We start from the raw sequence: 16,045 nt of genomic DNA, 5'->3' as shown, positions 1-16,045 counted from the left end.
TTTTGTGTCAATCCTCTGAAGGAAGTTTTGTCACAAAGGCACGAACTCGACCATCTCGCCTGCGGCGCGGGCTCCGTCACGCGGCGGACGCACCACCAGCGCATCGGCGGCCCCCAGCACCGACAGCAGCGCGCTGTCCTGCCGGTCGAACACCTCGATCCCCTGCGGGGTCAGGCGGGCGCGCATGTAATGTTCGCGCGGGCCATTCGCCTCGATGCCGCGGCTCAGCGCCATCTGGCGGCGCGGCGCGGGGGCTTTGCCCAGTCCCAGCATGGCGCGGATCACCGGCGCCAGAAACACATGCCCGCAGACCATAGCCGAAACCGGATTCCCCGGCAATCCCAACATCATGGCCTCGCCAATTCGTCCGGACATCAGCGGTTTTCCGGGGCGCATGGCCACGGTGTGAAAGGCCTGTTCCATGCCCAGATCGCCCGCCACGCGCGCCACAAGATCGTGATCGCCGACCGAGGCGCCGCCGATGGTCACCACCAGATCGGCATCCTCCACCAGCGAAAACACCATGCGCAGCGCCGCGTCGGTGTCGTGCGCAATGGGCAGCAGTCGCGGCTCCGCGCCAAGCTGCTGCAGCAGCACGTAAAGCCCGAAGGTGTTGGAGGCGATGATCTGGTCCGGCCCCGGATCCTCGCCCGGCATCACCAGTTCGTCGCCGGTGGAGATCAGCGCGACACGCGGGCGGCGGGTCACCGGCACCTCGGCCACGTTCATGGCGGCGAGCAGGGCAATCTCCTGCGGGCCCAGCAGACGTGGTGCTGCCAGTTCGGTGCCGCTGGTAAAATCGCCCCCCATGGGGCGGATATTGGGGCCGGGGCCCAGCCGGTCGGTCAGAAGGATGGTGTCGCCGTCGCGGTCGACATCCTCTTGGATCACCACGGTTTTTGCCCCCTCGGGCACCGGCGCGCCGGTAAAGATGCGCACGGCCTCTCCGGCACCGACGCGGCCAGCAAAGCGGCGGCCCGCCGCCGCCTCGCCGATCACTCGCAGGCGCAGACCCTGTGCTGCCTCGGTCACCGCGTAGCCATCCATGGCGGAGGCGGCAAAGGGCGGCTGATCGCGCCGCGCGCGCACGCTGCGGGCCAGCACGCGGCCCCCGGCCTCGCGCAGCGGCACCAGGTCCGGCTCCAGCACCGGGGCAAGGGCGAAGAGCCGGTCGAGGGCTTCGGATACAGAGATCATTCCGCCTCGTACCGCCCTGATTTTCCGCCATCTTTCAGCAGAACGCGCAGCCCGCCGATCTCCATGCCGCGATCGGCGGCCTTCACCATGTCATAGACGGTGAGGGCGGCTGTGCTGGCGGCGGTCAGCGCCTCCATCTCCACGCCGGTCTGGCCGGTGGTCTTCACGGTCGCCTCGATCCGCAGGCCGGGCAGCGCGGGATCGGCAGTGATCTCCACCGCGACCTTGGTGATGGGCAGCGGATGGCAGAGCGGGATCAGCTCGGCGGTCTTCTTGGCGCCCATGATCCCGGCCAGCCGGGCAACGCTGGCCACATCGCCCTTCTTGGCGCGGCCTTGGGTAATCAGATCAAGCGTTTGCGGCAGCATCTTCACCCATGCCGCAGCCGTCGCCACCCGCGCCGTCACCGGCTTGTCGGAGACATCGACCATATGGGCATCGCCCTTGGCGTCAAAATGGGTGAGCCCGCTCATGCCGCCACCGGATCCGCCAGCAGCGTCCGGGTGGCCTCTGCCACATCCGCCTGCCGCATCAGGCTTTCGCCGATCAGGAACGCACGCGCGCCATAGCCCGCCATATCCGCCAGATCGGCGGGGGTCGACAGCCCGGATTCCGACACCAAGAGCCGCCCCTCTGGCAGACCGCGCGACAGCTGCCGCGTGGTGTCGAGCGTGGTCTCGAAGGTCTTGAGGTTGCGGTTGTTCACCCCGATCAGATCCGATTTCAGCCGCAGCGCGCGGTCCAGTTCGGGGGCGTCATGCACCTCGATCAGCGCGTCCATGCCCCAGGACCGGGCGGCGTCCTCCAGTTCGGCGGCCTGCGCGTCGCTGACGCTGGCCATGATGATCAGGATGCAGTCGGCATTCAGCGCGCGCGCCTCGGCCACCTGATAGGGGTCATACATAAAATCCTTGCGCAGCGCGGGCAGGCGGGTGGCGGCGCGCGCCTCGGTCAGGAAGGCCTTGGCCCCCTGAAACGAGGGCGTGTCGGTCAGCACCGACAGGCAGGTGGCGCCGCCGTCCTCATAGGCGCGGGCGAGCGTCGCGGGATGGAAATCCTCGCGGATCAGGCCCTTGGACGGAGAGGCCTTCTTGACCTCGGCGATCAGCCCGTAACCGCTTGCCATGGCCCGCCGCAGCGCCGCCCCGAAGGGGCGCACCGGATCGGCGGCACGGGCGCGCGCCTCGATCTCTGCCAGCGGGGTCGCGGCCTTGTCGGCGGCGACCTCCTCCAGCTTGTAGGCCTTGATCTTGTCGAGGATCGTCTGGGTCATGGCATCCTCCGCTCGGGGGTGGTCCAGTTGAGGGGCGTGTCACCTCTGGCGATAAGCCAGTCGTTCACGCGGGAAAAGGGGCGCGAGCCGAAAAAGCCGCGCCGCGCCGACAGCGGCGAAGGATGGGCGGTGGCGATCACCAGATGCCCGTCGCCGTGGATATGTTTGGCAAAGCCCTGCGCATGGCCGCCCCAGAGCAGGAAGGCCCGCGGCCGGTCCGACAGTGCCTCCAGCACCTCCGCCGTCAGCCGCGCCCAGCCGAGCTTGGCATGGGCATTGGCCTCGCCCGCGGGCACGCTGAGCGAGGTGTTGAGCAGCAGCACGCCCTGACGGGCCCAGAACCGCAGGTCGCCGGTGTCGGGCGCGGCGCCAAGATCGGTCTGCAACTCTTTGAAGATGTTGGACAAGGACCGGGGCAGGGGGCGGACATGCGGCTCTGCCGAAAAGGCCAGCCCATGCGCATGGCCCGGGGTCGGATAGGGATCCTGCCCAAGGATCACCACCCGAATCTGCTCGGGCGGACAGGCCTCCAGCGCGGCAAAGCGCTGCGGCGCGGGGGGCAGGATCTGGCGCGTCTCCGCCTCAAGCGCTGCGGTGATGCGCGGCAGATCGCGCTGGAAGAACGGCAGATGCGCCCATGCGGCGGGAGGGGTCATGCGCCCGCCACAGCCGTCGCCGCCGCCAGCGCCGTGACCTTGCCAAGCGCCGCCCCGCTGTCGAGGCTTTCGCGCGCCTGTGCCACGCCTTCCTTCAGATCGCCCGCATGGCCCGCCACGATCAGCGCCGCCGCCGAATTCAGCAGCACCGCGTCGCGATAGGCCCCCGGTGCCCCGTCGAGCAGCGCGCGGAAGGCCGCGCCATTTTCGGCGGGGCTGCCGCCAAGGATATGCTCGAACGGGTGCAGCGGCAGGCCTGCCTCCTCGGGATGCAGTTCGAATTCGCGCACCACGCCGTCTTCAAGCGCCGCGATCCAGCTGATGCCGGAGATCGCCAGCTCGTCGGTGCCGTCGGACCCGTGCACCAGCCATGCCCGTTCCGATCCCAGCTGCGCCAGCACCTCGGCCATGGGGCGGATCAGGTCGCGGGTGAAGGCGCCGGTCAGCTGCCGGGTGACCCCGGCGGGGTTGGTGAGCGGCCCGAGGATATTGAAGATGGTGCGCGTGCCCAGTTCCATCCGGGGCGGGCCCACATGTTTCATCGCCGGGTGATGCATGGGCGCCATCATGAAGCAGATGCCCACCTCCCTCAGCGCCTTCTCGGCCACCGCAGCGGGCACCATGACATTGATGCCCATCTGCCCCAGCGCATCGGCGGATCCGGATTTGGACGACAGGTTGCGGTTGCCATGCTTGGCCACAGGCACGCCCGCGCCCGCCACCACAAAGGCCGTGGCGGTGGAGATGTTCAGCGTGCCCTTGCCGTCGCCGCCGGTGCCCACGATGTCCATGGCGCCCACCGGGGCCGCCACGCGGTTGCAGCGCGCGCGCATCACGGCGGCGGCGGCGGCATATTCATCCACCGTCTCGCCCCGGGTGCGCAGCGCCATCAGCAGCCCGCCGATCTGGGCGGGGGTCGCCTCGCCCTCGAACAGGATCTCGAAGGCGGTCTCGGCCTCCTCGCGCGACAGCGGGCGGGTGCAGGCGGCCCCGATCAGCGGTTTCAGGCGGTCACTCATGCCGGAACTTTCAGGGTCTGCAGGAAATTGCCGATCAGCGCATGGCCATGTTCGGAGGCGATGCTTTCGGGATGGAACTGCACGCCATGGATGGGCAGATCGCGGTGGCGCAGACCCATGATCGTGCCATCCTCCAGCCACGCATTGGCAATGAGCGTGTCAGGCAGATCGTCGCGCGCCACCACCAGCGAATGATAGCGCGTCGCCTCGAAGGGCGAGGGCAGCCCGGCAAAGACGCCGGTCGCGTCGTGATGCATCGTGCCCATCTTGCCATGCACGATCTCGTCATGGCGCCGCACCGTGCCGCCAAAGGCCTGCCCGATGGTCTGGTGGCCCAGACAGACCCCCAGCAGCGGGGTGCGGGTTTCGGCGGCGGCGGCGGTCAGGGCAAGGCAGATGCCCGCCTCGGAGGGCGTGCAGGGCCCGGGCGACAGCAGGATGCCCGCAGGGTTCAGCGCCATGGCCGCCTGCACGTCGATGGCATCGTTGCGGATCACCTTCGCCTCGACGCCCAGCTCCCCCACATAATGCACCAGGTTCCAGGTGAAACTGTCGTAATTGTCGATCAGAAGCAGCATGATGGTCTCTCGGGGCTGGCGGGCGGAGCCGCGGTCGGGGTATACATGCGCCCGCAGGCGGTGCAGCGTCAAGGGCAAGTCCGGCTTGCGCCCGCGCAGGGTGATCCGGCGCCGCGACCAAGGCAACAAGGGAAGAGCGAGATGGCACGAGGGTTCCTCGCAGGGATGATCTGGGGTGTGGTGGTGACGGGGGCGGTGGCGGGCACCGCGTCGGTGCTGATGCCGCTGCCGGTCCCGCCGCCCGCATCGGAGGCTGCGCCCGCGCCGCAGGTGGCGCCTGCCGAAGCCACGCCGGAGCCCGCGCCCGCCGAGACGCCGGAGCCCGATCCGGCCCCCGCCGAAACCACGCCGCCCGCCGCTACGGTCACGCCCGCGCCCACGGAGTCCGCAGAACAGACCCCGCCCGCCGCCCGCCGTCCCGCCGCCGAAGCAGGCCAGCCCGCGCCCGCTCCCGCGCCCGGCCTGTCAGAGCCGCCCGTGCCCGCCGGAGGCAGCCGCCCCGACACGGCGCCCGCCGCCCGGCCGGAGGCTGAAACCCGCGCCACGGCTCCGGAGGCACCCGGCACGCCCGAGGCGGCGGCCACGCTCAGCGGGGTCGGCGAGGCGCCGGTGCAGCCCGGCACCCCGGCCCTGCCGCCCGAGGCGCCGCTGGCCGAAGAAAAGCCCGCGCTTGCCACCGATCCCGCGCAGCCGCCCCAGCCGCCGCTGCCCTCGGAGCCGAGCGGCCTTGTCGCGGAGCCGGAAGCCCCGCCCGCCGCCGACACACCCCAGCCAGAGCCACAGCCGGAAGACGGCACCCCCCGCGTCACGCTCCGCATCCCTGACCCCGCCGCCGCGCCCGAAGCGGCCCCCTCCGGTCCCGCCATCGGCACGCCCGGTTTGTCGCTGCTGGACCGCGACGGCGACAGCCCCAGCCCCAGCCCCGATGCCGACGCCGCGCCCGCCGCCGAGATACCGCCGCTGCGCCGCTTTGCCGCCGATCCGGGCGATCTGACCGACGGCGAGCCGGAACTGTCGGTGGTGCTGCTGGACGAAGGCGCAGGCCCGCTTGGTCCCGTCACGGTAGAGGCTTTTCCCTTCCCGGTCAGTTTCGCCATCCCGCCCTCGCATCCCCGCGCGGCAGAGGCCGCCGCCGCCTATCGTGCCCGCGGCTTCGAGGTGCTGGCGCTGGCGAGCCTCCCCGAAGGCGCCAGTGCCAGCGATGTCGAGGTGACGCTCGAAGGCGCGCTGCAGGCGGTGCCCGAGGCCGTCGCGGTGCTGGAGGCGCCGGGGGGCGGGCTGCAGGCCAGCCGCGCCACCGCCGAACAGGCAGCGGGATTTCTGGCGGCTTCGGGGCATGGGCTGGTGCTGATGCCGGGCGGGCTCAGCTCCGCGCTTGGCTTTGCGCAGCGCGACGGTGTCGGCGCGGCCTTGGTCTTCCGGGATTTTGACGGATCGGGGCAGGCGCCAGAGGTGATGCGGCGCTTTCTGGATCAGGCGGCGTTCAAGGCGCGGCAGGAAGGCGCTGTGGTGATGCTGGGGCGGCTTCGGGCCGATACGGTGTCGGCGCTGCTGCTCTGGGGGCTGCAGGACCGCGCGGCCAGTGTCGCGCTGGTGCCGGTGTCGCATATCCTGCAGGCCGCCCAGACCGCGGACTGACCAGAACAAGGCCTGAGCCCGTCTTCATCTTGCCCGGCAAACTCCGGGGGGAATTGGCGCGGCACGCGCCAAGGGGGGCAGAGCCCCCAAGGCCAAGACGTCAGGCACGCCACATCGTCATCACAGTTGGAACAGAGCCAGAGGCTCAGGCGCGGCCATCATCCGCAGGCGCGCTCGACAGCGCCCAGCGTCCCAGCAGGGCCAAGGCCAGAAGCAGCGGAATCACCTTGCCCGCGCCCCAGGCGACAAAAGCCCAGACGGTCAGGCCCGCCGACGCGAGAACGGCAATGATGAGCGCCACGAAGGTTGTCACCGGCATGATCGTCTCCTTTCGCTTGGGATAAAGATAGGGTGGCTGCCCCCCAAAGGCAAAGAGAAATCCGGTATTTGCCGGATTGCCTGGACACAGCGCTAACGGCTGGTGAAGACCGCCGCGCGGCCTCCCGGCACTGCCCCTGCGCTGCGGCGCGGCAGGGGTTGCGCAAGTTCCCTATTTGTTCGTATGCTGCGCGCCATGACCCGACCCGAGCGTGACCGCCCCCTGACCGCTGACCGCCGCCCCGGACGCGGCGCCGCCTCCCGCGACAGCGGGCGGTTCGAACGGCTGAGCTATGCGGATGTGTCCGATGGCTGGGACATTCCGGAGGATCTGCCGCCGCTGCGCACCGAGGTGGCCGAAGAACGCCCGCGCAGCATCATCACCTATAACCGCTCCCCCGATCTGCCCTTTGACCGGTCGATCAACCCCTATCGCGGCTGCGAACATGGCTGCGTCTACTGCTTCGCGCGCCCCAGCCATGCCTATCTGGGCCTGTCGCCGGGGCTGGATTTCGAAACGCGGCTGATAGCCCGCCCGCAGGCCCCGCAGGTGCTGGCCCGCGAACTGCGCGCCCGCCGCTATCAGCCCGCGCCGCTGGCCATCGGCACCAATACCGACCCCTATCAGCCGGTGGAGCGGGACCGGGGCATCATGCGCGCCTGCCTGGAGGTGCTGCGCGACTTCCGCCACCCGGTCGCCATCGTCACCAAGGGCACGCTGGTCGAGCGCGACATCGACATCCTGTCGGAGATGGCGGCGCTTGGCCTTGCGCGCGTCGGCATCTCTGTCACCACGCTGGACCGCGATCTGGCCCGGCGGATGGAACCGCGCGTGCCGTCGCCCGCGCGCCGCCTTGCCACCATCCGCCGCCTGTCGGAAGCGGGCATCCCGGTGCGGCTGATGGTGTCGCCGGTGGTGCCCGCGCTGACCGATCCGGAGCTGGAGCATATCCTTGCCGCCGGGGCCGAGGCGGGGGCCTGTGCCGCAAGCTGGATCATGCTGCGCCTGCCGCTGGAAGTGGCGCCGCTGTGGCGGGACTGGCTGGCGGAACATTACCCCGATCGGGCGAGGCGGATCATGGCGCGGCTGCGCGAGATGCATGACGGCGCGGATTATTCCGCGCGCTGGCATCACCGGATGCGCGGCGAGGGCGCCTATGCCGCGCTGATCGCGCAGCGCTTTGACCTTGCGGCGCGGCGGCTGGGGCTGGACCACGCGCAGCCGCCGCTGCGCTGCGACCTGTTCCGCCCGCCGCCGCAGCCCGGCGACCAGCTTGCGCTGTTCTAGCAGCGGGTCGCGGCGCAGGAAAAAGGGCCGGTCCCCGCGGACCGGCCCTTTGCCATTTCCGCCGGGGCGGATGTGCTCAGAACGGGATTTCGTCGTCCAGATCGCGGGCCGGGGGACGCCCGCCGCCCGAGCCACCGGAGCCGCCAGAGCCGCCACCGTAATCGCGCCCGCCACCCGAGCCGCCGCCATAGTCGCGCCCGCCGCCCGAGCCGTAATCGCCCCCGCCCGAGCCGCCGAAATCACCGCCGCCGCCGCCAGCGCCGCCTGCGCGGCTGTCGAGCAGGGTCAGTTCGCCGCGATAGGGCCGCAGCACGATTTCGGTGGTGTAGCGGTCAGCGCCGGACTGGTCCTGCCATTTGCGGGTTTCCAGCTGGCCCTCAAGATAGACCTTGCTGCCCTTGCGCAGATACTGCTCTGCGATGCGGGCCAGCGGTTCGGAAAAGATCGCCACCGAATGCCACTCGGTGCGCTCCTTGCGCTCCCCGGTGGTGCGGTCTTTCCAGGTCTCCGAAGTGGCGATGCGCAGGTTGCAGACCTTGCCGCCGTTCTGGAATGTGCGCACCTCGGGATCTGCGCCCAGGTTGCCCACCAGGATCACCTTGTTCACGGAACCGGCCATGTCGTCCTCTCTGATCGTCCAATCGCGAATCCCCGGAACCGGGGGTTGGCAGACCCTACACCACAGGATCAGGCTGAACAAAAGCCTAACCCGGCAGCAAGGCGGGCGGGAAGGCTGGAACCGGCCGCTAATTTATGTATAGTCCGGCCCCAAGGGACAGGAAACGGAACAGGGACATCATGCGCAGGATGACAACGCGCGTGCTTTCGGGCGCCGTATTTTTGCTGGCGACCGGGGGCAGCCCCGCGCTGGCCGAGGTCGTGTCGACCCAGAACCGGGTCATGCTGTTTTCCAGACAGACCAGCGTTCTGGACAGCCGCGCGTCCGAGCAATACCGCAATTCGGTAAAGCTGCAGCCTGCGCGCGTGGTCACCCCCACCAAATGGGGCCCGATGGGCGCAGAGCAGGGCACAGCCCCCGCCTATCGCGGCAAATATCGCGGCGTCTATGCCGATATGGCCCGCATCGCCGCGCGCCGCCATGGCGTGCCGGAGGATCTGTTCCTGCGGCTGGTGCAGCAGGAAAGCGGCTTCAACCCCGGCGCGCTGTCGCACAAGGGCGCCATCGGGCTTGCGCAGCTGATGCCCTTCACCGCGCAGCGTCTGGGGGTGGATCCGCATGATCCCGAACAGAACCTCGAGGGCGGGGCGCGCTATCTCAAGCAGCAGTTCCAGAAATTCGGCACGTGGCGGCTGGCGCTTGCCGCCTATAATGCCGGGCCGGGTGCGGTGGAAAAGCACAAGGGCGTGCCGCCCTATGCCGAGACCAAGAATTACGTCAAGGTGATCTGGGGCAGCTGAGCCTGCCCCAGCCGCGCCGGTCAGGCGCCGGCGCGGGCCTTGTCCTCCGCGCTCACGCGCCTCATCGCGGGGCGGGACAGGCAGCGGTCCACCCAGTCGCGGATGCGGGCATCGTCTGGCATCAGCTGCGGCAGCCAGCCATAGGTGGAACTGACAAGGATGTCCGCCGCACTGAGGCGGTCATCCACCAGCCAGTCGCGTTCCGCCAGCGCCGCCTGCAGGCGCGCCACGGCGGCGGGCACGTCGCGCAGGCTGGCGCTCAGCGCCGGATGGCTCAGCTGCGCGAAATGCAGAAGATGCACCGGCTCGAACACGTTGCCATACCATGCCAGCCACGACAGATAGGCGCCGCGCGACGGATGGCCCACCGGGCGGCCAAGCGCCGTGTCGGGGTAAAGATCGGTCAGATACAGCATCACCGCATTGCTTTCGCTGACCTGCGCGCCGTCATGCTCCAGCAGCGGCACCTTGCCTTCGGGATGCGGGTTGCCGGGATCGCGCCCGCCCGATCCGTCCATCCGCGGGATCTGCGTCAGGCGCAGGTCCACCTCCGCCTCGATGCCCATTTCGGCAATCAGCTGCACGATCCGGGTGGACCGGGACTGTGGCGCGTGGTGCAGGATCAGCATGGGGCAGGCTCCCGAAAAGGTGGCGTCAGGCGGTGATGCCAAGCCGGTAAAGGTGGATTTCAAAGGACGGGTGCATGTCCGCCCCGGTCACGCCCGGGCGGCTGTGCCGGTAGAGCGAGCGCCAGAACGGCTGCACGATCACGGCATCTTTCTGCAGCAGCTGCTCGATCTCGGCCATGAGGCTGCGGCGTTCCTCGGCATCGGCGATGGTCAAGGCGCGGGCCAGCAGCGCGTCGAACTCCGGATTGGCATAGCCCGTCTCGTTCCATGCCTCGCCCGAGCGATAGGCCAGCGCGAGGATCTGCACGCCAAGCGGGCGGTGGTTCCATTCGGTGATCGACAGCGGATAGCTGCGCCAGTCCTGCCAGAAGGCCGATCCCGGCAGCACCCGGCGTCGCACCTTGATGCCCGCATCGCGCAGCATCGCCGCCGCCGCATCGCCGGTGCGTCGGGTCAGCCCGTCATCCAGCGTGACGATCTCGTGCTCGACCCCGGCCAGATCCGCCTCCTCGATCAGCGCGCGGGCGCGGGCGGGATCATATTCGGTGCCGCCCACCGGGGCGTAATCGGGATGGATCGGCGCGACATGGTGGTTCTCGGCGACCTGACCACGGCCCGCATCGCCCAGTTCCAGACAGACCGCGTTGTCGATGGCCAGCTGCAGCGCGCGGCGCACCCGCAGATCGGCATAGATGGCGCGCCCGTCCACCAGCGCGTCCTGATTGCCGCGCAGCACCACGGTGGCGCCGGTCTGCACCTCTGACCGGGTCCAGCCCATCTGATCGGCAAGGTCGATGAAATCGCCGACATTTTCATAAAGCATGTCGATCTCGCCCGCCTCGGCGGCGGCGAGCCATGCGGCGGGATCGGTGCCGTAATCCAGAAACTCGATCCGGTCGAGCGTGGCGCCGCCCCAGCCCTCGGCGGTGTCACCCCACCAGCGATGCGCGCGGTTGCGCACCAGCACGGCGCGGCGGGCGGGGTCCAGGCTTTCGGGCAGATAGGGGCCGGTGCCCACTGGATCGGTCAGCATCGACGCCGGATCATGCCGCATATGCACCACGGCGGCGGGATAGTCCGACAGCCCCGCCATCAGCGCCACATCGGGCTGCGACAGGTGCAGGCGCAGGGTCAGGTCATCCAGCACCTCCACCGCGCCTGCGCGCAGCCGGTCGGTTTCGGGATCGATGAGCGCCTGCAGCCGGCTGGCCATGGAATTGCCCTCGACGCTGCGGTCGCACCAGTAGTCGAAGTTGCGCGCCACATCGGCGCTGCCAAAGGGTTCGCCCGTGGTCCAGACCACGCCGGGGCGGACCCGCAGCACATAGGAGGTGGCATCGTCATTGGCCTGCCAGCTGTCCAGCAGCATGCCGCGCAGGCTGCCGTCATGGCTGTATTCCACCAGATATTCCAGCCAGCCCCGGGTGAAATTCGCGATCTCGGACCAGTCGAAGGTGCGCGGATCCCGAAGCGGGCGCACCTCCATCTGGATGCGCAGCGTGGTGGGTCCGGGGGGGGCGGGGTCGGTCTGTGCCATGGCGGGGCGGGGCAGGCCCGCCAGCGCATAGGCTGCGGCAGCCCCCACCCCCAGCGCGGTGACACGGGTCAGAAAATCGCGGCGGCTCTGCTGGCCCCGCGCCAGCGCCACAGCCTCGGCCCGCGCGGCGGGATGGATCCAGTGCGGATCATGGCATGGGGTCATCGCGGCCTCCTGCGGTGATGGGGCATCGGCTGCGCGTATTGCGCATGGAAGCGCCATCCGCGTCAACGCAAGATGCGCCGCACCGGCGCGGGCGGCAGCCGGGCAGGCCCGCCGGGCCGCGTGCCGGGCGACTGCTGCGCCAGCGCCCGCAGGTCGCTGGGCGACTGTCCGGTCAGGCGGCGGATGAAGCGGGTGAAATAGGCCGCACTGTTGAAGCCCAGATCCCGCGCGATCTGGCCAATGGGCGGGGCAGGCTGCGCCAGCAGGCGCCGCGCCTCGTGCAGGCGGCGTTCGGACAGGATGTCGAGCGCGCTGCGCCCGCAGGCGGTGCGGCAGGCGCGGGTCAGATGGGTGCCGGTCACCCCCAGCTCGGCAGCCAGATCGCCGGGCCCTGCGGCGCTGCGGAACCGGGCGGACACCGACCCGGCATAGGCCACCGCCAGCCGCAATGCGGCGCAGTCGGGTGGATGGTCGGCGGCGCCCGCCGCCTCCTGACGGCGCAGCCAGACGCCTGATAGCTGCACCTGCGCGGACAGCGCCTCGGCCAGATGCGGACGGTTTTGGCTGATCTCGCGCTGCATCCCCTCCAGCAGTCCGGTCAGTTCGGCCTGCGCGCGGGCATCGCGGATGCGCAGATGCAGCGGCTCGTCGGGGAACAGCGCATCTTCGGACGCGGGCGCGTGCAGGACCAGCGTCAGCGCCTGCGGGCCGGGGTCAAGCGCGAAGAGCACACCCGGCGGCACGAACACCGCGTTATGGGTGCCAAGCCCGCGCCGGATGCCGTTGACGGTGATGCGCCCCTGTCCGCGCGTGATCCAGAGCAGCGTCATGGCGGGCCGGTCGTGCAGCAGGCCGTAGTGCCAGGGCGGAAGCTGGCCGGGAGAGACAAGCCTGATCCCGGCGGGCGTAGTCATTCAGCGCAGATCCGCAGGGCTGATCCGGGGCCAGTCGGCCATCCGGGCGCGGAACCAGCTGCGCTGCCGCTTGGCGAACTGCCGGGTCAGGATGCTGGCGCGGTCGATCGCCTCTTCCAGCGGCAGGGTGCCGCGCAGATGCGCCATCAGCTCCGCTGCGCCGATGGCCTTGGCCGAAGGCAGGTCGGGGCGCCAGTGCGGCAGGTTGGCCTGCGCCTCTTCCAGCGCGCCGGTCTCGACCATCTGGCGGAAGCGGTCGGCGATGCGGGTGTTGAGCCAGTCGCGCTCCGCCTGCACCAGCACCGGCTGGACCTGCGCCAGCGGCAGCAGCGGCGGCGGGGTGTCGGCCTGCCAGCAGGCCAGCCCGCGCCCGGTGGCCTGCAGCACCTCCCACGCGCGCTGCACCCGCATCGGGTTCAGCACGTCGATGCGGGCGCGGGTGGCGGGGTCAAGCTCTGCCACCATGTCGGGGCGTTCGCCCGCCTCCAGCCGGGCCATGGCAGTGGCGCGAATCGCAGGCGGCGTGGCGGGGATGCTGGCCAGCCCCTCGGTCAGCGCGGCGAAATAGAGGCCCGTGCCGCCCACGATGATGGGCCGGGGCCCCGCGCGCAGCAGCGGCGCCAGATCGCGCAGCCAGTCGCCCACAGAATAGGCGACATCCCCCGGCACATGGCCATAAAGCGCATGGGGGGCGCGCGCCTCTTCGGCGGCGGAGGGGCGGGCGGTGAGCACGCGCCAGTCGGAATAGACCTGAATCGCATCGGCGTTGACGATCACGCCGCCCGTGGCCTCGGCCAGCCGCAGCGCCAGCGCCGATTTGCCGCTGGCCGTCGGGCCCGCGATCAGGATCGGGGCATCGGGATCGGGCGCAAGCCTGTAAAGCGGATCCGTCACGCCTGTTCTTTCCTGTCGTGCCTGTGCACCATTGCGGCGCCGGGGGTTTTCCGTCATCTATGCGCGCGATTTTGAACCCTGCCGGAACGGAGCGCAACATGGCCGATCAGCCGCAGACCACCTTCAAGCGCGTGATGCTGAAAATTTCTGGCGAGGCGCTCATGGGCGACCAAGGCTACGGCCTGCATCCGCCCACCGTCGAGCGCATCGCCCGCGAAGTCAAATCCGTGCATGACATGGGGGTCGAGATCTGCATGGTCATCGGCGGCGGCAACATCTTCCGCGGCCTCGCCGGATCGGCGCAGGGCATGGAGCGCACCACCGCCGATTACATGGGCATGCTCGCAACGGTGATGAACGCGCTGGCCATGCAGTCGGCACTGGAAGAAATGGGCGTCTTCACCCGGGTGATTTCCGCCATCCGCATGGACGAGGTGGCCGAACCCTATATCCGCCGCCGCGCCGTGCGCCATCTGGAAAAGAAGCGGGTCTGCATCTTTGCCGCAGGAACCGGCAACCCCTATTTCACCACCGACACCGCGGCCACGCTGCGCGCCAATGAAATGGCCTGCGAGGTGATCTTCAAGGGCACCAAGGTAGACGGGGTCTATGACAAGGATCCGATGAAACATGCGGATGCAGTGCGCTATGACCGGGTGAGCTATGACGACTGTCTGGCCAAGCACCTGAAAGTCATGGACGCCTCGGCCATAGCACTTGCCCGCGACAATGACCTGCCGATCATCGTGTTTTCGCTGGACGAGCCCGGCGGCTTCCGCGGCATCCTCTGCGGCGAGGGCACCTATACCACCGTGCATGCCTGAGGGCTTGGGGGCTGCGAGGGAGGGGGCGCTGCCCCCTCTTGGCCTGCGGCCAATTCACCCCCGGGATATTTGGGGTCAGAAGAAGCTGCAGAGCAGACCCCGCCGTTTCTTCTGACCAGAAATATCCCCGCCGGAGGCAGGCCGACCCGAGCCGACCGTGCCTCGCCGGGGCAAGGGTCAGCCGTTGCCGTTGCCGGTGAAGCGCGCGGCATCGGCGGCGGCGCGGCGGATGGCGTTCGATTTATGGACGGTTTCCATATATTCCGCGTCGGGATCGCTGTCATAGACGATGCCGCCGCCCGCCTGGATGTAGAGCTTTTCATCCTTCACGATGGCGGTACGCAGGGCGATGCACATGTCCATGTCGCCGCCCGCGCTGAAATAGCCGACCCCGCCGCCATAGACGCCGCGCTTTTCCGGCTCCAGCTCGTCGATGATCTGCATGGCGCGGACCTTGGGCGCGCCGGACACGGTGCCTGCGGGCATGCCCGCAAAAAACGCCGAAAGCGCGTCATGTTCGGGGGCAAGCTCCCCCACCACGTTCGACACGATGTGCATGACGTGGGAATAGCGTTCGATGATGAATTTTTCGGTCGGGCGCACCGTGCCGATCTTGGCGACGCGGCCCACATCGTTGCGGCCAAGATCAAGCAGCATCAGATGTTCGGCCAGTTCTTTCTTGTCCGACAGCAGGTCGGCTTCCAGCGCGCGGTCTTCCTCGGGGGTGGCGCCGCGCGGGCGGGTGCCCGCGATCGGGCGGATGGTCACCTGATTGCCGAAAACCCGCACGAGGATCTCCGGGCTGGCGCCGATCACCTGAAACCCGCCGAAGTTGAAATAGAACATGAAGGGCGAGGGGTTGGTGCGCCGCAGCGAGCGGTAAAGCGCGAAGGGCGGCAGCGGAAACTCCTGCGTCCAGCGCTGCGCGGGCACCACCTGAAAGATGTCACCGGCGCGGATGTAATCCTTGGCCTTCTCCACCGCCGCCTTGTAGCTGTCGCGGGTAAAATTCGACACCGGGGCTGCGGCTTCATGCGCCTCGCCCAGTTCGCGGCCCGCCTGCGGCAGGGCGCGTTCCAGATCGCGCACCGCGTCCATCACCCGTTCGGCGGCCTGCGCATAGGCGGCGCGGGCCGACAGCCCCGACTGCACCCATGCCGGGGCGACCACGGTGACCTCGCCCTTGACGCCGTCCAGCACCGCCACCACCGACGGGCGCAGCATCACCGCATCGGGCAGGCCGACCGGATCGGGATTCACATGCGGCAGATGTTCCACCAGCCGGATCATGTCATAGCCGAGATAGCCGAACAGCCCCGCCGCCGCCTGCGGCAGATCCTCGGGCAGCTCGATCCGGCTTTCGGCGATCAGCGCGCGCAGTTCGGTCAGCGGGTCGCGGTCCTGATCCTTGAACGCGTCGGGGTCAAACCGCGCCTGCCGGTTGATCCGCGACCGCGTGCCGTCGCAGCGCCAGATCAGGTCGGGCTTCATGCCGATGATGGAATAGCGCCCGCGCACCTCGCCGCCGGTCACCGATTCCAGCATGAAGGCATCCTTGGCGGCCCCCGTCAGTTTCAGCATCAGAGACACGGGCGTGTCCAGATCGGCGGCCAGCCGGGCGTGTACCACCTGATTCTGGCCGGCCTCGTAGCCGCGGGCGAAGTCGTTGAAGGTGGGAAACAGGCTGGCCATGGCG

General features: G+C 69.4%; 17 protein-coding genes. 4 read left to right on the top strand and 13 right to left on the bottom strand.

Annotated elements, in window-relative coordinates; genetic code table 11:
* Window positions 1–30 precede the first annotated feature (30 nt).
* Genes VK682_RS09715 through VK682_RS09690 form a run of 6 tightly spaced genes read right to left on the bottom strand, consistent with a single transcriptional unit; the run spans window position 31 to window position 4,723 of the window.
* Window positions 31–1,197, bottom strand: a complete 1,167-nt coding sequence (locus tag VK682_RS09715) for a molybdopterin molybdotransferase MoeA (protein WP_230794365.1) — start codon at window positions 1,195–1,197, stop codon at window positions 31–33.
* Window positions 1,194–1,670 (bottom strand): cyclic pyranopterin monophosphate synthase MoaC, encoded by a 477-nt coding sequence (gene moaC / locus VK682_RS09710; RefSeq protein WP_230794366.1) that lies wholly within the window; start codon window positions 1,668–1,670, stop codon window positions 1,194–1,196. Before moaC ends, VK682_RS09715 begins: the two co-directional genes overlap by 4 nt.
* Complete coding sequence (gene trpC, locus VK682_RS09705) at window positions 1,667–2,470, bottom strand: indole-3-glycerol phosphate synthase TrpC (protein ID WP_230794367.1); 804 nt, start codon at window positions 2,468–2,470, stop codon at window positions 1,667–1,669. Before trpC ends, moaC begins: the two co-directional genes overlap by 4 nt.
* Window positions 2,467–3,126, bottom strand: coding sequence for a uracil-DNA glycosylase (locus tag VK682_RS09700; protein ID WP_230794368.1), 660 nt, complete (start codon window positions 3,124–3,126; stop codon window positions 2,467–2,469). Before VK682_RS09700 ends, trpC begins: the two co-directional genes overlap by 4 nt.
* A complete protein-coding gene (trpD, locus tag VK682_RS09695; protein WP_230794369.1) occupies window positions 3,123–4,145 on the bottom strand; it encodes an anthranilate phosphoribosyltransferase in 1,023 nt (340 codons plus the stop codon). The genes VK682_RS09700 and trpD overlap by 4 nt, the downstream gene beginning before the upstream one ends.
* The gene (locus VK682_RS09690) at window positions 4,142–4,723 is read right to left on the bottom strand and encodes an anthranilate synthase component II (RefSeq protein WP_230794370.1); all 582 of its coding nucleotides are present in this window, start codon (window positions 4,721–4,723) and stop codon (window positions 4,142–4,144) included. Before VK682_RS09690 ends, trpD begins: the two co-directional genes overlap by 4 nt.
* 141 nt (window positions 4,724–4,864) lie before the next feature.
* On the opposite strand from VK682_RS09690, the gene VK682_RS09685 reads away from it, so the two are divergent.
* Complete coding sequence (locus tag VK682_RS09685; RefSeq protein WP_324781730.1) at window positions 4,865–6,361, top strand: divergent polysaccharide deacteylase family protein; 1,497 nt, start codon at window positions 4,865–4,867, stop codon at window positions 6,359–6,361.
* 145 nt (window positions 6,362–6,506) lie between these two features.
* Here the strand turns inward: VK682_RS09685 and VK682_RS09680 are convergent, their stop codons facing one another.
* Complete coding sequence (locus VK682_RS09680) at window positions 6,507–6,680, bottom strand: hypothetical protein (protein WP_165616814.1); 174 nt, start codon at window positions 6,678–6,680, stop codon at window positions 6,507–6,509.
* A gap of 195 nt (window positions 6,681–6,875) precedes the next feature.
* Between VK682_RS09680 and VK682_RS09675 the strand changes: the two genes are divergently transcribed.
* The gene (locus VK682_RS09675; protein ID WP_230794372.1) at window positions 6,876–7,967 is read left to right on the top strand and encodes a PA0069 family radical SAM protein; all 1,092 of its coding nucleotides are present in this window, start codon (window positions 6,876–6,878) and stop codon (window positions 7,965–7,967) included.
* Between the two features lie 76 nt (window positions 7,968–8,043).
* Here VK682_RS09675 and ssb read toward each other — a convergent pair whose 3' ends face one another.
* On the bottom strand, window positions 8,044–8,586 hold the full coding sequence (ssb, locus tag VK682_RS09670; protein ID WP_230794373.1) for a single-stranded DNA-binding protein: 543 nt from the start codon (window positions 8,584–8,586) through the stop codon (window positions 8,044–8,046).
* A 188-nt stretch (window positions 8,587–8,774) separates the two neighbouring features.
* Between ssb and VK682_RS09665 the strand changes: the two genes are divergently transcribed.
* Complete coding sequence (locus VK682_RS09665) at window positions 8,775–9,386, top strand: lytic transglycosylase domain-containing protein (protein ID WP_230794605.1); 612 nt, start codon at window positions 8,775–8,777, stop codon at window positions 9,384–9,386.
* Window positions 9,387–9,406: 20 nt separating this feature from the next.
* On the opposite strand, the gene VK682_RS09660 is transcribed toward VK682_RS09665, so the two are convergent.
* From VK682_RS09660 to miaA, 4 genes are all read right to left on the bottom strand, one after another.
* Window positions 9,407–10,015 carry a glutathione S-transferase family protein gene (locus VK682_RS09660; RefSeq protein ID WP_230794374.1) on the bottom strand — a complete coding sequence of 203 codons (609 nt, stop codon included), beginning with the start codon at window positions 10,013–10,015 and terminating at the stop codon, window positions 9,407–9,409.
* 25 nt (window positions 10,016–10,040) lie between these two features.
* Window positions 10,041–11,717: an ABC transporter substrate-binding protein gene (locus tag VK682_RS09655; RefSeq protein ID WP_230794375.1), complete on the bottom strand. Its 1,677-nt coding sequence runs from the start codon at window positions 11,715–11,717 to the stop codon at window positions 10,041–10,043.
* Window positions 11,718–11,779: 62 nt separating this feature from the next.
* On the bottom strand, window positions 11,780–12,631 hold the full coding sequence (locus tag VK682_RS09650; RefSeq protein WP_230794376.1) for a helix-turn-helix transcriptional regulator: 852 nt from the start codon (window positions 12,629–12,631) through the stop codon (window positions 11,780–11,782).
* Entirely contained in the window at window positions 12,632–13,582 is a 951-nt protein-coding gene (gene miaA, locus VK682_RS09645; protein WP_230794377.1) for a tRNA (adenosine(37)-N6)-dimethylallyltransferase MiaA, read from the bottom strand.
* Window positions 13,583–13,623: 41 nt separating this feature from the next.
* On the opposite strand from miaA, the gene pyrH reads away from it, so the two are divergent.
* On the top strand, window positions 13,624–14,349 hold the full coding sequence (gene pyrH, locus VK682_RS09640) for a UMP kinase (protein WP_089847359.1): 726 nt from the start codon (window positions 13,624–13,626) through the stop codon (window positions 14,347–14,349).
* Between the two features lie 177 nt (window positions 14,350–14,526).
* Here pyrH and trpE read toward each other — a convergent pair whose 3' ends face one another.
* Complete coding sequence (gene trpE, locus VK682_RS09635; protein ID WP_230794378.1) at window positions 14,527–16,041, bottom strand: anthranilate synthase component I; 1,515 nt, start codon at window positions 16,039–16,041, stop codon at window positions 14,527–14,529.
* Window positions 16,042–16,045: the final 4 nt, after the last annotated feature.

Origin of the sequence: Salipiger marinus (assembly GCF_035481585.1) — a bacterium.
GTDB classification, from domain to species: domain Bacteria; phylum Pseudomonadota; class Alphaproteobacteria; order Rhodobacterales; family Rhodobacteraceae; genus Salipiger; species Salipiger marinus.
This window is presented reverse-complemented; position numbering and strand designations above follow the sequence as displayed.

Bases quoted from the DNA above. Each gene is read 5' to 3' on its own strand.
- ssb (WP_230794373.1), bottom strand. From the start codon at position 8,586: ATGGCCGGTTCCGTGAACAAGGTGATCCTGGTGGGCAACCTGGGCGCA.
- pyrH (WP_089847359.1), top strand. From the start codon at position 13,624: ATGGCCGATCAGCCGCAGACCACCTTCAAGCGCGTGATGCTGAAAATT.
- VK682_RS09685 (WP_324781730.1), top strand. From the start codon at position 4,865: ATGGCACGAGGGTTCCTCGCAGGGATGATCTGGGGTGTGGTGGTGACG.
- VK682_RS09680 (WP_165616814.1), bottom strand. From the start codon at position 6,680: ATGCCGGTGACAACCTTCGTGGCGCTCATCATTGCCGTTCTCGCGTCG.
- moaC (WP_230794366.1), bottom strand. From the start codon at position 1,670: ATGAGCGGGCTCACCCATTTTGACGCCAAGGGCGATGCCCATATGGTC.
- VK682_RS09650 (WP_230794376.1), bottom strand. From the start codon at position 12,631: ATGACTACGCCCGCCGGGATCAGGCTTGTCTCTCCCGGCCAGCTTCCG.
- VK682_RS09690 (WP_230794370.1), bottom strand. From the start codon at position 4,723: ATGCTGCTTCTGATCGACAATTACGACAGTTTCACCTGGAACCTGGTG.
- VK682_RS09700 (WP_230794368.1), bottom strand. From the start codon at position 3,126: ATGACCCCTCCCGCCGCATGGGCGCATCTGCCGTTCTTCCAGCGCGAT.
- VK682_RS09675 (WP_230794372.1), top strand. From the start codon at position 6,876: ATGACCCGACCCGAGCGTGACCGCCCCCTGACCGCTGACCGCCGCCCC.
- trpC (WP_230794367.1), bottom strand. From the start codon at position 2,470: ATGACCCAGACGATCCTCGACAAGATCAAGGCCTACAAGCTGGAGGAG.
- VK682_RS09665 (WP_230794605.1), top strand. From the start codon at position 8,775: ATGACAACGCGCGTGCTTTCGGGCGCCGTATTTTTGCTGGCGACCGGG.
- VK682_RS09660 (WP_230794374.1), bottom strand. From the start codon at position 10,015: ATGCTGATCCTGCACCACGCGCCACAGTCCCGGTCCACCCGGATCGTG.
- VK682_RS09715 (WP_230794365.1), bottom strand. From the start codon at position 1,197: ATGATCTCTGTATCCGAAGCCCTCGACCGGCTCTTCGCCCTTGCCCCG.
- miaA (WP_230794377.1), bottom strand. From the start codon at position 13,582: ATGACGGAAAACCCCCGGCGCCGCAATGGTGCACAGGCACGACAGGAA.
- trpD (WP_230794369.1), bottom strand. From the start codon at position 4,145: ATGAGTGACCGCCTGAAACCGCTGATCGGGGCCGCCTGCACCCGCCCG.
- VK682_RS09655 (WP_230794375.1), bottom strand. From the start codon at position 11,717: ATGACCCCATGCCATGATCCGCACTGGATCCATCCCGCCGCGCGGGCC.
- trpE (WP_230794378.1), bottom strand. From the start codon at position 16,041: ATGGCCAGCCTGTTTCCCACCTTCAACGACTTCGCCCGCGGCTACGAG.